At 73.0% G+C, this 11,131-nt stretch carries 12 protein-coding genes; 7 read left to right on the forward strand and 5 right to left on the reverse strand.

What is annotated here, in order from left to right; genetic code table 11:
* Genes ACTJI1_RS08930 through ACTJI1_RS08945 form a run of 4 tightly spaced genes read left to right on the forward strand, consistent with a single transcriptional unit; the run spans position 1 to position 4,289 of the window.
* The gene (locus tag ACTJI1_RS08930; RefSeq protein WP_310134735.1) at positions 1-642 is read left to right on the forward strand and encodes a DUF4129 domain-containing protein; all 642 of its coding nucleotides are present in this window, start codon (positions 1-3) and stop codon (positions 640-642) included.
* On the forward strand, positions 639-1,940 hold the full coding sequence (locus tag ACTJI1_RS08935; RefSeq protein WP_440742349.1) for a DUF4350 domain-containing protein: 1,302 nt from the start codon (positions 639-641) through the stop codon (positions 1,938-1,940). Before ACTJI1_RS08930 ends, ACTJI1_RS08935 begins: the two co-directional genes overlap by 4 nt.
* Positions 1,941-2,948, forward strand: a complete 1,008-nt coding sequence (locus tag ACTJI1_RS08940; protein ID WP_440742350.1) for an AAA family ATPase — start codon at positions 1,941-1,943, stop codon at positions 2,946-2,948.
* A gap of 9 nt (positions 2,949-2,957) precedes the next feature.
* Positions 2,958-4,289 (forward strand): DUF58 domain-containing protein, encoded by a 1,332-nt coding sequence (locus ACTJI1_RS08945; RefSeq protein ID WP_440742351.1) that lies wholly within the window; start codon positions 2,958-2,960, stop codon positions 4,287-4,289.
* Between the two features lie 35 nt (positions 4,290-4,324).
* Here ACTJI1_RS08945 and ACTJI1_RS08950 read toward each other — a convergent pair whose 3' ends face one another.
* On the reverse strand, positions 4,325-5,320 hold the full coding sequence (locus tag ACTJI1_RS08950) for a stage II sporulation protein M (protein ID WP_310134723.1): 996 nt from the start codon (positions 5,318-5,320) through the stop codon (positions 4,325-4,327).
* A gap of 17 nt (positions 5,321-5,337) precedes the next feature.
* On the opposite strand from ACTJI1_RS08950, the gene ACTJI1_RS08955 reads away from it, so the two are divergent.
* The gene (locus ACTJI1_RS08955) at positions 5,338-6,177 is read left to right on the forward strand and encodes an RDD family protein (RefSeq protein WP_440742352.1); all 840 of its coding nucleotides are present in this window, start codon (positions 5,338-5,340) and stop codon (positions 6,175-6,177) included.
* A 13-nt stretch (positions 6,178-6,190) separates the two neighbouring features.
* Positions 6,191-6,853: a cyclase family protein gene (locus tag ACTJI1_RS08960; protein ID WP_440742353.1), complete on the forward strand. Its 663-nt coding sequence runs from the start codon at positions 6,191-6,193 to the stop codon at positions 6,851-6,853.
* Positions 6,854-6,881: 28 nt separating this feature from the next.
* Here ACTJI1_RS08960 and ACTJI1_RS08965 read toward each other — a convergent pair whose 3' ends face one another.
* Genes ACTJI1_RS08965 through ACTJI1_RS08980 form a run of 4 tightly spaced genes read right to left on the reverse strand, consistent with a single transcriptional unit; the run spans position 6,882 to position 10,606 of the window.
* A complete protein-coding gene (locus tag ACTJI1_RS08965) occupies positions 6,882-7,433 on the reverse strand; it encodes a GNAT family N-acetyltransferase (protein WP_310134716.1) in 552 nt (183 codons plus the stop codon).
* On the reverse strand, positions 7,433-8,911 hold the full coding sequence (gene ahcY, locus ACTJI1_RS08970) for an adenosylhomocysteinase (RefSeq protein ID WP_310134712.1): 1,479 nt from the start codon (positions 8,909-8,911) through the stop codon (positions 7,433-7,435). Before ahcY ends, ACTJI1_RS08965 begins: the two co-directional genes overlap by 1 nt.
* A 34-nt stretch (positions 8,912-8,945) precedes the next feature.
* The gene (locus ACTJI1_RS08975; RefSeq protein ID WP_310134711.1) at positions 8,946-10,370 is read right to left on the reverse strand and encodes a phosphomannomutase/phosphoglucomutase; all 1,425 of its coding nucleotides are present in this window, start codon (positions 10,368-10,370) and stop codon (positions 8,946-8,948) included.
* Between the two features lie 26 nt (positions 10,371-10,396).
* Positions 10,397-10,606, reverse strand: coding sequence for a DUF3499 family protein (locus ACTJI1_RS08980; protein WP_310134710.1), 210 nt, complete (start codon positions 10,604-10,606; stop codon positions 10,397-10,399).
* A gap of 42 nt (positions 10,607-10,648) precedes the next feature.
* Here ACTJI1_RS08980 and ACTJI1_RS08985 point away from each other — a divergent pair, with 42 nt between their 5' ends.
* A complete protein-coding gene (locus tag ACTJI1_RS08985; RefSeq protein ID WP_310134708.1) occupies positions 10,649-11,092 on the forward strand; it encodes a metallopeptidase family protein in 444 nt (147 codons plus the stop codon).
* Positions 11,093-11,131: the final 39 nt, after the last annotated feature.

Raw genomic sequence — 11,131 nt, forward strand, 5'->3', positions numbered from 1 at the left:
GTGATCCACGTCGACGTCCCGGTTGACCCGAGCTCGCCGGAAGCGCAGGAATGGCTGCGCGACGAACTGGCGCGCCCGGAGTACCAGGCTGCGAAGCCGACGTGGTTCGACCTGGCGTCCAAAGCGGTCCAGGATTGGCTGGCCTCCCTCTTCCAGGGCCCCGGCGGCGACGCCGGTCCGGTGCTGCTGCTGGTCGTCGTGCTCATCGTGGCCGGCCTCATCGTGACCGCATTCCTGGTGTTCGGGCGTCCGCGCATCAACCGGCGGTCGTCCCTCGAGCGACGCGCGCTGTTCGGTTCGGACGCGATCCGCAGCGCGGCCGAGCTGCGCGCCTCCGCGGAGCGTGCCGCCCGCTCCGGGGACTGGGTGACCGCTGTCGAGGAGCAGTTCCGAGCGATCGCGGCGGGGCTCGACGAGCGGACGCTCGTCCTCGTGTCGCCGGGGACGACGGCCACCGAGTTCTCGCAGCGCGCCGCCGACGCCGTGCCCGCGGAGCGCGACGCGCTGCGCCAGGCGGCGCGTTCGTTCGACGAGGTACGGTACCTCGATCGACCGGGGACGGAGTCCGCGTACCAGCAGCTCGTCGCCCTCGATCAGCGCCTGCAGGGGGCGCGCGTCGCGCTTCCGGCGGTGACCGCATGAGCGCCCCGGCTCCCGAGCGCGAACGGGCCGCGGCCCCGGGCGCGCCGGACGCGTCCGCGACCCCGGGCGCGGTCCCGGCCGAGGCGCGCGCCGTCTCCCCCACGGTGCGGACGACGGCACGCCGCGCCGTCCCGTGGATCGTGCTCGCGGTCATCGCGGTGCTCATCGCCGTGTTCGGGCTGCTGCTCAGCGGTGGACGCGCGGGTGCGGGCACGCCCCTCGACGCGTCGAACCCTGCTCCGGCAGGGGCGAAGGCGGTGGCCCAGGTGCTGCGCGGCCAGGGGGTGACCGTCCGGGCGGTGAGTTCTCTGAGCGAGGCGCGCGAGGCCGCCGGCGACGACGCGACGGTGCTCGTGTCCGATCCCAACGGCTACCTCGCGGCCGCCGGGTACCGCGGGCTGGCCGGCGACGGGCGGACGCTCGTGGTGGTCGAACCCGGCTTCCAGGCCCTGCAGACGCTCGCGCCCGGTGTGAGCGCCGGCGGCGAGCCGCGGGCTCCGGTGTCGGCGGGCTGCGGGGTCCGCGCCGCGGAGCGCGCCGGGCGGATCGACCCGCGCCCGACCCCGAACACCGAGGACGCCGGATTCCCGGGCACCTTCCGGGTGACGGGCGACGGGGTCGCCTGCTTCACCGACGGGAACGGCCGGGCCTCGCTCGTCCGCACCACGTTCGACGACTCCACGGTGTACCTGCTGGGCTCGTCCGCGGTGCTGACGAACGAAGGCGTCGACCGGCTGGGCAACGCCGCCCTCGCCCTCAACCTGCTGGGCTCCCACCGCACGCTGGTCTGGTACCTGCCGACGATCGACGACCGGCCGGTCACCGGGCCGCCCGACATCGCGGCGCTCACCCCGGGCTGGGTGACCCCGGTGGTCCTCCTGCTGGTCGCCGTCTTCCTCGCGGCCGCCGTCTGGCGCGGCCGCCGGTTCGGGCCGCTGGTGGTCGAGAACCTCCCGGTCGTCGTGCGGGCCGGCGAGACGCGCGAGGGCCGCGCCCGGCTCTACCAGCGCTCCTCGGCACGCCTGCGTGCCGCCGACGCGCTGCGCATCGGCACACTGGGCCGACTATCGGCGCTAGTCGGCCTGCCGTCGACCGCGACGACGCAGGAGGTGGTGGATGCGGTGGCCGCCGTCCTCCGCTCCGACCGCGGGCGCGTGTCCGAGGTGCTGCTCGACCGCATCCCCGCCACCGACCGCGACCTGCTCTCCCTCTCCGACGACCTGGCCGAACTCGAACGCGCCACCGCCGCCGCCGTCACGCCGCAGCCCTCAGCGGGGCCCGACCGGAAGAATGGATGAATGACCGACGTCACGACCGGAACCACCACCCCGCCCACGCCCGGCGCAGCCGCCGACGCGTCGCGCCTCCGTGCCGCCCTCGCGGGCGTCCGCACCGAGGTGGGCAAAGCCGTCGTGGGCCAGGAGGGCGCCGTGACGGGGCTGATCATCGCGCTGCTCGCCCGTGGCCACGTGCTGCTGGAGGGCGTGCCCGGCGTCGCCAAGACGCTTCTGGTCCGCTCGCTGAGCCAGGCGCTGAGCCTCGACACCAAGCGCGTCCAGTTCACCCCGGACCTCATGCCCGGCGACGTGACCGGCTCCCTCGTCTACGACGCCCAGACGGGCGGGTTCGTGTTCCGCGAGGGCCCGGTGTTCACCAACATCCTGCTGGCGGACGAGATCAACCGCACGCCCCCGAAGACGCAGTCCGCCCTGCTGGAGGCGATGGAGGAGCGTCAGGTCAGCGTCGACGGCGTCAGCCGCAAGCTGCCGGACCCGTTCATCGTGGCCGCGACGCAGAACCCCATCGAGTACGAGGGGACCTACGCGCTGCCGGAGGCGCAGCTGGACCGGTTCCTGCTCAAGCTCACGCTGGACGTGCCCGAGCGCGACACCGAGGTGGAGGTGCTGCGCCGCCATGCAGCGGGCTTCAACCCGCGCGATCTGACGGCGGCCGGCGTGACGCCGGTCCTCGGCGCCGCGGAGCTCGCCGCGGCCCGGGAGTCGGCAGCGGCGGTGGGGGCGAACGCCGACGTGCTCGCCTACATCGTCGACCTTGCGCGGGCGACCCGGCGGAGCCCGTCGGTGCGCCTGGGGGTCAGCCCCCGCGGAACGACGGCGCTGCTGGCGGCCGCGAAGGCGTGGGCCTGGCTCTCGGGGTACGACTCGATCACGCCCGACCACGTGCAGGCGATGCTCGTCCCGGTGTGGCGCCACCGCCTGCAGCTGCGCCCGGAGGCGGAGCTGGAGGGCGTGGGCGCCGACGCGATCCTGCGGTCGATCGTGCAGCAGGTCCAGGTCCCGATCTAGGCGCCCCTCGTGACCGTATCCGGACGTTTCGTCGCCCTGCTCGCGCTCGGCGTCATCCCCGTCGTGCTGCTCGGCGGGCGTGACGGCGTCGCGTACGCGGTGCTCGGCGGCTGGCTCGTCCTGTGCCTCGTGCTGGGCGTTCTCGACCTGATTCTGGCCGCATCCCCCCGCCGGGTGGTCCTCGAACGCAGCCTCCCGGCGCGGGTCCGGCTCGGCGCCGAGGCGACGTCCGAGCTCTACGTGACGAACACCGGCCGGCGCACGTTGCGGGGTGTGGTCCGCGACGCCTGGGAGCCCTCCGCGGGGGCCCAGACCACCCGGACGCGGGTGTCCCTCCCCGCCGGGGAGCGCCGCCGCCTGACCGCCACCCTGCGCCCGTGGCGCCGCGGCGAGCGCCGCGTGCGCACGGCGACCATCCGCTCGTGGGGACCGCTGCGGCTGTGGGCCCGCCAGGCGACGCTGGAGGCGCCGGGACGCATCCGCGTGCTGCCGCCCTTCACCGCACGGAAGCACCTGCCCTCGCGCCTGGCACGGCTGCGGGAGCTCGAGGGCAGCACCACGGTCCTCCTCCGCGGTCAGGGCACCGAGTTCGACTCGCTGCGCGAGTACGTGCGCGGGGACGACGTCCGCTCGATCGACTGGCGTGCCACCGCTCGCCGGCACGATCCGGCGGGCGGACGCGGCGCGCGGGTGATGGTCCGGACGTGGCGGCCGGAGCGCGACCGCCGGGTCGTGATCGTGATCGACACCGCTCGCACGTCCGCCGCGCGCGTCGCCGACGAGCCCCGCATCGACACGGCCTTCGAGTCGGCCCTGCTGCTCGCGGCGCTCGCGACCCGGGCGGGCGACCGCGTCGACCTCGTCGCCTTCGACCGCATCGTTCGCGGACGCGTGCAGGGCGCGAGCGGACCTGAGCTGCTGTCCCGCATGGTGGATGTCATGGCCGGCATCGACCCGGCCCTCATCGAGATGGACTGGTCGGCCGTCCCCGCCCAGGTCTCCGCCATGACCACGCAGCGATCGCTGGTGGTCCTGCTCACGTCGATCGAGTCGCCGGGCGGGTCGCGGGGGCTGCTGTCGGTGCTCCCCCAACTCACGGCCAAGCACATCGTCGTCGTCGCGAGCGTGACCGACCCGGACACGGTGGAGGCCACGCGCTCCCGGGGCGACCGCGAGGCCGTCTACCGCGCCGCGGCGGCCGAGCGGTCCCTGCTCGACCTCAGCCGCGTGTCCGCCGCGGTCCGCCGCCAGGGCGGTGACGTGGTGACGGGCTCACCCGCCGACCTGCCCCCGGCGCTCGCTGACCGCTATCTGGCCCTGAAGGCCGCCGGGCGGCTCTGAGCGAAGCGGCGAGGCGCTGCCGGGACGGCAGGGTTTCAGGCGCCCACGATGCGCCGGGCCCCGGCCTCGTACTCGGTGAGGTCTCCCGTCTCACCGGCGCGGACCGCGCGGCGGCCGAGCACCAGCATGTAGGCGAGGAAGGCGGCGAGCGCGAGCGCGCCGATCCCGATCTTCGCCCAGACCGGCAGCGCGGAGGGGGTCACGAAGCCCTCGATCAGCCCGGAGACGAAGAGCGAGATGGCGCAGCCGACCGCGACGGTGAACAGGGCGCGCCCGTCCTCGGCGAGCGCCTGGCCGCGGGTGCGCGCGCCGGGCGCGATCCAGGCCCAGAAGATCCGCAGGCCCGCTGCCGCGGCGACGAAGACGCTGGTGAGCTCGAGGAGGCCGTGCGGCACGATGTACGAGAAGAGGACATCGCCGCGGCCATACGCGAACATGACGCCCGCCGCCGTTCCGACGCCGATGGCGTTCTGCAGGAGCACGTAGGGCACGTAGACGCCGGTGATCCCGAAGGCGATGCACTGCGCGGCGATCCAGGCGTTGTTGGTCCACACCTGGCCGGCGAACGACGACGCCGGGTTGCTGGAGTAGTAGTCGATGAAGTCGTGCTCGACGTACCGGCGGAGGTCCGCGTCGTCGCCCAGGTTGCGGAGCACGTCCGGATTGCCCGTGATCCACACCGCGTACAGCGTCGCGACGACCACCGTGGCGACGGCGACCGCCAGCACGATCCAGCGCAGGCGGTAGAGGGCTGCGGGGAGCTGCAGCACGAAGAACCGAGGCAGCTGCGAGAAGAGGTTGGCGCCCGCACCGGTGAAGCGCAGGCGGGCCGACGACAGGGCGAGCGAGAGACGGTCGCCGACCGCGGTGGAGCCGGCACTGGTCTGGATTGCGGACAGATCGGCGGCGCCGGACTGGTAGAGGTCGATCATCCGGTCGGCTTCCGGCCCGTCGAGGCGTCGCTTCGCGGCCAGCCGGGAGAGCTCCTCCCAGTCGGCACTGTGCGCTGCGGCGTAGGCGTCGAGGTCCATCTGCTTAGATGCTATCTATGACGCAGGCCCTGGCGGGGAGCGAGTCGCAGGACGACCGCGAACTGGTCACCGGCGAGGCCGTGACCCTCGACGTGAGACCGGCCAGCTACATCCTGCGCGCCGCCGGCACCATCATCGACTGGCTGTTCTCTCTGCTGGTCATGTTCGGGTGCATCATGCTGCTGGTCGCCACCGGAGCCGGCCTGGACGAGGCGCTCGCCCGGGCGCTGATCGTCCTGATCCTGGTGTTCGGGATGGTCATCCTGCCGACCACGGTCGAACTCGCGTCGCGCGGGCGGTCGCTGGGCAAGCTCGCCGTGGGCGCGCGGATCGTCCGCGACGACGGCGGCGCCATCGGATTCCGGCACGCGTTCATCCGTGCCCTCGTCGGCGTGCTCGAGATCTTCATGACCGTCGGCGCCATCGCGGCCCTCACCGGACTCCTGAACACCCGGTCGAAGCGTCTCGGCGACCTGCTGGCGGGCACCTACAGCCAGCTCGTGCGGGTGCCGAAACCGCAGCCGCTCCCCCTCTACCTGGCTCCGCACCTGGCCGGCTGGGCGACCACGGCCGACGTGGCCCGGCTGCCCGACCGGCTCTCCCGCCGGATCGCGCAGTTCGTGCGCCAGGCGCCCGACCTGACCCTCGCCGCCCGGTACGGCCTCAGCACCGAACTCGCCCGCGAGGCCGCACCCTACGTCTCCCCGCTCCCGCCGGTCGACGCGGAGACCTTCCTGGTCGCCGTCGCCGCGCTGCGCCGCGAGCGCGACGCCCGGGGGCTGGCGCTCGAGCGGCAGCGGCTGGAGCGCCTCGACCCCGTGCTGAGCGCCCTGCCGCACGGCTTCCCCGACCGCTGACCCGAGGAGTCCCGTGAGCCAGATCGTCGACCTCAGCCACCGCATCCGCGCGGGCCTGGTCACCTACCCCGGCCTCCCCGCTCCGGTCATCACCCCTCACCTGACGCGTGAGGACTCCCGGGCGGTCTACGCGCCGGGGACCGAGTTCGCCATGGACGTCATCACGATGATCGGCAACACCGGCACGTACCTCGACAGCCCGTACCACCGCTATCCCGACGGTCCTGACCTGGCCGGCCTCGACCTGACGACACTGGTCGGCCTGCCGGCCGAGGTGGTGCACGTGCCCGCGGGCGGTCCGCGCGGCATCACGGCGGCGGGCCTGCGCGACGTGGGCACCGCGGGTGCCGCGGTGCTGCTGCACACCGGATGGGATGCGCACTTCGGGACGCCCGCCTATGCCGGCGGCGCGCCGTTCCTCACCGAGGACGGGGCGCGCCACCTGGCCGACGCGGGTGTCGCCCTGGTGGGCATCGACTCGCTCAACATCGACGACACCGAGTCGGGCGGCACCCGGCCGGCGCACAGCATCCTGCTCGCCGCGGGCGTCCACGTGGTGGAGCACCTGACGGGCCTCGAGAAGCTGCCGGAGCGCGGCGCGCGCTTCACCGCAGCACCGCCGGCGATCGAAGGGTTCGGGACGTTCCCGGTGCGGGCGTTCGCCGAACTGCCCTGAGCCTGCCCGCGCGCCCGCGCTCCTGCGCTCAGTCGTGCAGGATGCGCTGGAACAGCACGTGGTCCTGCCAGCGCCCCGCGATCTGCAGGTACTTCGGCGCGACGCCGATGCGCTCGAAGCCCGCGCGTGTCAGCACGGACTGCGAGGCGTGGTTCGCCAGCAGTGTCGCCGCCTGGATGCGGTGCAGCCCGTACTGGTCGCGCGACGCCTCGATGACGGCGGCCAGTGCCGCGGAGGCGAGCCCGCGTCCCGTGTGGTTGCGGTCGAGCCAGTAGCCGACCGTCGCCGACTGGAACGCCCCGCGCACGATGCCGCTCAGCGTCATCCCGCCGGCGATCTCCTCACCGTCGACCAGCACCAGCGGCAGACCCGCGTCCATCGAACGCAGGGCGAGCAGCTCGCGGGTCTGCTGCAGCTGGCCGTCCTCGGTGAAGAAGTCCTCGGTGCGCGTCGGGTCCCACGGTGCCAGGTGACCGCGGTTGCGCTGGTAGGCGGCCGCGAGGGCCGGGGCGTCGCGTTCGCTGCGCACCCGCAGGATCAGGCCGCCGGGGAGCTCCCGGTCGGCGAACTCGAGCGCCATCAGTAGCGGTAGTGGTCGACTTTGTACGGCCCGTCGACCGGCACGCCGATGTAGGCGGCCTGTTCGTCCGTCAGCGTGGTGAGCTCGACGCCCAGGGCGTCGAGGTGCAGGCGCGCGACCTTCTCGTCCAGGTGCTTGGGCAGCACGTAGACGCCGACCGGGTACTGCTCGGTGGAGACGTACAGCTCCAGCTGGGCGAGCACCTGGTTGGTGAACGAGTTGCTCATGACGAAGCTCGGGTGGCCGGTGGCGTTGCCGAGGTTCATCAGCCGGCCCTCCGACAGCACCAGGATGCTGCGGCCGGTGGGGAGGCGCCACTCGTGCACCTGCGGCTTGATCTCGACCTTCTCCGCGCCCGGCAGCGCCTCGAGCGACGCCATGTCGATCTCGTTGTCGAAGTGGCCGACGTTGGCGACGATCGCGAGGTGCTTGAGACCCAGCAGGTGGTCGAGGGTGACCACGTTGAGGTTGCCGGTGCCGGTGATCAGGATGTCGACCTGGTCGATCACGGACTCGAGCCGGGCCACCTGGTAGCCGTCCATCGCGGCCTGCAGCGCGTTGATCGGGTCGACCTCGCTGACGATGACGCGCGCGCCCTGACCGCGCAGCGCCTCCGCCGCGCCCTTCCCGACGTCGCCGTACCCGGCGACGAATGCGACCTTGCCGCCGATCAGCACGTCGGTGGCGCGGTTGAGGCCGTCCGGGAGGGAGTGGCGGATGCCGTACTTGTTGTCGAACTTGCTCTTGGTGACCGAGTCGTTGACGTTGATGGCCGGGAACAGGAGCTCGCCCGCCTTCGCCAGCTCGTACAGGCGGTGGACGCCGGTCGTGGTCTCCTCCGTCACGCCGAGGATGTCGGCGGCGATCCGGGTCCAGCGGTCCTTCGAGCCCGCGAGGGATGCGCGCAGCGCGGCGAGGATGACGCGGTACTCGTGGCTGTCGCCCTCCGCGTCGTCCGGGACGGCGCCGGCCAGCTCGAACTCGCGGCCCTTGTGCACCAGCAGCGTGGCGTCGCCGCCGTCGTCGAGGATGAGGTTCGGGCCCAGGTAGTCGGCGCCGTCGGCGGCCGCCTCGGCGGACCAGTCGAAGATCTGCTGGGTGCACCACCAGTACTCTTCGAGCGTCTCGCCCTTCCAGGCGAACACCGGGACGCCGGCCGGGGCCTCCGGGGTGCCGTGCGGGCCGACGGCGATCGCCGCGGCGGCCTCGTCCTGGGTGGAGAAGATGTTGCAGCTGGCCCAGCGCACGCGTGCGCCGAGCGCGACCAGCGTCTCGATCAGCACGGCGGTCTGCACGGTCATGTGCAGCGAGCCGGCGATGCGGGCGCCCGCGAGGGGCTGGGCGTCGCCGAACTCGGCGCGCAGGGCCATCAGCCCGGGCATCTCGTTCTCGGCGAGGCGGATCTGGTGGCGTCCCGCTTCGGCGAGGGACAGGTCGGCGACCTTGAAGGGAAGGGCGGTCGAGGTGCTAGCTGGCATGCGCCTATTCTCGCATCCATGTCGCCCGGCCGGGTCACCCCCGGATCAGCGCGAGCACTTCGTCGCGGATGCGCGCCATGGTCGCCTGGTCCCCCGCCTCCACGTTGAGCCGCAGCAGCGGCTCCGTGTTCGAGGGGCGGACGGAGAACCACCAGAACGTCTCGTCCTGTCCGACGCGCCCGGTGACGGTGAGCCCGTCGAGCTCGTCGAAGTCGGCGCGGCTGCGGAACGCCTCCACGACCCGGGTGAAGGCGGCGGGCACGTCGTCCACGGTCGAGTTGATCTCGCCGGACATGGCGTAGGGCGTGTACTCGGCCGCGAGGGCGGAGAGCGGGCGGTCCTGCGCGCCGAACTCGGCGAGGAGGTGCATCGCCGCGAGCATGCCGTTGTCGGCGCTCCAGAAGTCGCGGAAGTAGTAGTGCGCCGAGTGCTCGCCACCGAACACCGCGCCCGAGCGCCGCATCGCGTCCTTGATCAGCGTGTGGCCGACCCGCGTGCGCAGCGGCACCGCCCCCGCGGCCTCGATGGTCTCGGGGACGATGTTGGAGGTGATCAGGTTGTGGATGACCGTGATCTCCGCGTCCGGGTCCTCCCTCCGGGCGCGCGCGATCTCGCGGACCGCGACGATGGCGGCCACCGCCGACGGCGTGACCGCCGAGCCGCGCTCGTCGACCACGAAGCAGCGGTCGGCGTCGCCGTCGAAGGCGAGCCCGAGGTCGGCGCCGTGCTCGACGACGGCGCGCTGCAGGTCGACCAGGTTCTTCGGCTCCAGCGGGTTGGCCTCGTGGTTGGGGAACGTGCCGTCGAGCTCGAAGTAGAGCGGGATGATCGTGATGGGCAGTGCGGGCAGCCCCGCGGCCTCGCCGAGCACCGCGGGGACGGTGAGCCCGCCCATCCCGTTGCCGGCGTCCACGACGACCGTGATCGGGCGGATGCCGCTGAGGTCCACGAGTGACCGCAGGTAGGCCGCATAGCGGTCGAGCACGTCCTCTTCACGGAACGAACCGGGCTGGTCGACGCTCGGGATGCCGTCGCGCAGGTAGACGTCGGCGCGGTCGCGGACCGCCCCGAGCCCGGTGTCCATGCTGAGGCCCTGGGCGCCCGCGCGGGAGAGCTTGATGCCGTTGTACGTCGGCGGGTTGTGGCTCGCGGTGAACATCGCGGCAGGCGCCTGGAGCGAGCCGGACGCGAAGTACGACTCGTCGGTCGAGCACAGGCCGATCGACACCACGTTCCCGCCGCGGGCCTGCGCGCCGCGCGCGAAGGCGGCGGCGAACGCGGGCGAGGAGTCGCGCATGTCGTGGCCGACGATCACATCGGTCCCGGCAGCCTCGACCTCGTCGACGAAGGCGGCGGCGATGGCCTCCACCAGGTCCTCGGTGAGGTCCTTGCCGACCAGTCCCCGGATGTCGTAGGTCTTGACGACGGACTGGAGACGGGGATCCCGGGGCGCGCTCATGGCCCTAACCTACCGCGAGCGCCCCGTCAGGCGTCGGTCACGCCGACGTGGCGGACGATCTGCCAGCCCTGCGGCGCGGACAGCCGCTCGGCGTGGATCGCGCACAGGTCGTAGGAGTGCGGTTCGTGCGACAGGCTCAGCGGCCCGATGACGGCCATCGAGTCGGCGTACACGTACGTGAGCGTCTGCACGGCGTCGCGCGGGCAGGCGATACGGGAACACGGACGGCTCAACATCGGGCTCAGACTACCCGAGCGCCGCGGACGTAGGATGGCGACATGCCCCGCAATCGCCGCACCAGCAGCCAGCCGCCGGCGACGAGCCGGTGGCGCAGCCGCCACGGACGGGGCGCGCGCGGGCCGGTGACCGGTCCGCACCTGCCCATGCTGCAGAACCGCATCGACTTCTTCGACATGACGGTCGCATCCACCGCCGACTACCTCAAGGGCATCTGGCCGGAAGAGCTCTCCAACGTGCACTTCGAGGTCGCGGCGACGCCGATCGGCAACTCCGGCGCCGACGGCGTGGACCGCTGGCGCGTCGACGCCGGCCGGCGGCGGATCGTGCTCTACCGCATCCCGATCCAGCGGCTGACGAAGCTGCACCGCGACGACGAGCTCCACCGCCGCATGTACATCGAGGGATGCGTCTTCCGCGCCGTGGCCGAGCTGCTCGGCAAGGACCCGTGGGACCTCGCGCCCGATCGGTACCGCCACTTCTGACGCGGGACCGCCGGGGCAGCCGGGGCAGCCCGCAGCGGC

The sequence above is a fragment of the Leifsonia sp. 22587 genome, assembly GCF_052044215.1.
In the GTDB taxonomy this organism is placed as follows: domain Bacteria; phylum Actinomycetota; class Actinomycetes; order Actinomycetales; family Microbacteriaceae; genus Leifsonia; species Leifsonia shinshuensis_C.

Excerpts from the sequence above, each read along its gene's own strand:
- ACTJI1_RS08935 (WP_440742349.1), top strand. The coding sequence starts at position 639 with ATGAGCGCCCCGGCTCCCGAGCGCGAACGGGCCGCGGCCCCGGGCGCG.
- ACTJI1_RS08940 (WP_440742350.1), top strand. The coding sequence starts at position 1,941 with ATGACCGACGTCACGACCGGAACCACCACCCCGCCCACGCCCGGCGCA.
- ACTJI1_RS08950 (WP_310134723.1), bottom strand. The coding sequence starts at position 5,320 with ATGGACCTCGACGCCTACGCCGCAGCGCACAGTGCCGACTGGGAGGAG.
- ACTJI1_RS08955 (WP_440742352.1), top strand. The coding sequence starts at position 5,338 with ATGACGCAGGCCCTGGCGGGGAGCGAGTCGCAGGACGACCGCGAACTG.
- ACTJI1_RS08965 (WP_310134716.1), bottom strand. The coding sequence starts at position 7,433 with ATGGCGCTCGAGTTCGCCGACCGGGAGCTCCCCGGCGGCCTGATCCTG.
- ahcY (WP_310134712.1), bottom strand. The coding sequence starts at position 8,911 with ATGCCAGCTAGCACCTCGACCGCCCTTCCCTTCAAGGTCGCCGACCTG.
- ACTJI1_RS08975 (WP_310134711.1), bottom strand. The coding sequence starts at position 10,370 with ATGAGCGCGCCCCGGGATCCCCGTCTCCAGTCCGTCGTCAAGACCTAC.
- ACTJI1_RS08980 (WP_310134710.1), bottom strand. The coding sequence starts at position 10,606 with ATGTTGAGCCGTCCGTGTTCCCGTATCGCCTGCCCGCGCGACGCCGTG.
- ACTJI1_RS08985 (WP_310134708.1), top strand. The coding sequence starts at position 10,649 with ATGCCCCGCAATCGCCGCACCAGCAGCCAGCCGCCGGCGACGAGCCGG.